The organism is Pseudonocardia xishanensis (genome assembly GCF_039541715.1).
Taxonomy (GTDB): Bacteria; Actinomycetota; Actinomycetes; order Mycobacteriales; family Pseudonocardiaceae; genus Pseudonocardia; species Pseudonocardia xishanensis.
On record NZ_BAABGT010000037.1, the window covers coordinates 1 to 1308 of the forward strand.

Annotated in this window: 1 pseudogene; it reads left to right on the forward strand. The window is 69.3% G+C overall.

The features are described from left to right. Window positions 1-118 precede the first annotated feature (118 nt). Window positions 119-1266 (forward strand): annotated as a pseudogene (locus tag ABD993_RS16025) (IS30 family transposase). The last annotated feature ends 42 nt before the right edge of the window (window positions 1267-1308 follow it).

Genomic DNA, 1308 nt, shown 5'->3' on the forward strand with positions numbered 1-1308 from the left:
AACGAACAGAAGTCTTACTTGAGTCGACGGTCCAGCTCCGCCTGCGCGAAAAACGCCGACTTGGACTCAACCGGTCAGTGCAACACCGTGATAGATGATCATGGTGGAGGTGCTGGCGTTGGCGAGGTTGGGCCGTCCGGGCATGTCGGACGAGGACAGGCAGGAGTTGTGGGACCGGAGGGGCGTGGGGAGTCGATCTCCGAGATCGTCCGGGCGATCCTGCGTCCGCCCGGGTCGGTGTTCACCGTGCTCAAGGGCGCAGGCGGGTACGTGCCGGCGCCGCGGCGGCGTCGGGAGGGCGCGCTCACCCTCGCTGAGCGGGAGGAGATCTCCCGCGGCCCCGCGCGTGGGGAGTCGATGCGCTCGATCGCCCGTCGTCTCGGCCGGTCGCCGTCGACGATCAGCCGGGAGATCGGCCGGAACAAGGGGCCGCGCAAGTACCGGGCCGTGGACGCCGCCGACCGGGCCGGGCGCCGTGCCCGGCGCCCGAAGCTGTGCCTGCTGGCCCGCAACGAGCGGCTGCGCCGGTTCGTGGCCGGCAAGCTCGGGGTGGACTGGTCCCCGGAGCAGATCGCCGGGTACCTGCGCAAGCACCACCAGCCGGGGTCGGGGATGCGGGTGTCACACGAGACGATCTACAAGTCGCTGTTCGTGCAGGCCCGCGGCGTACTGGCCAAGAACCTGCAGCGCCACCTGCGCTCGGGTCGGCCGATCCGGCGCAACGTGCACAACACCGTGACCGGGCAGTGGCGCTCGCAGATCACCGACGCGGTCTCCATCCGCCATCGCCCCGCCGAGGTCGCCGACCGGGCCGTTCCCGGACACTGGGAGGGTGATCTACTCATCGGGCGTGGGCTGACCCAGATCGCCACCGTCGTCGAGCGCTCCACCCGGTTCACGGTGCTGGTCGCGCTGCCCGGCCGCGACATGCACTCGGTCACCCGCGGCCTGTCGCAGGTGATGACCCGGCTGCCCGCTCAGGTGCGCAAGTCGTTGACCTGGGACCGCGGGATGGAGCTGGCCGGGCACAAGACCGTCACCGCGAACACCGGGCTGCAGGTGTACTTCGCCGACCCTGCCAGTCCCTGGCAGCGTGGCACGAACGAGAACACCAATCGCCTCCTGCGTCAGTACTTCCCGAAGGGCACTCGCATCGACGCCACCCAGGACGACCTCGACCAGGTCGCCCATCAACTCAACACGCGCCCGCGCAAGACGCTCGACTTCGACACCCCGGCCGATAGGATCGCCGCATTGTTGCGCTGACCGGTTGAGTCCAAGGAGGCAGTCTTCAGGATCTCGTTCGCG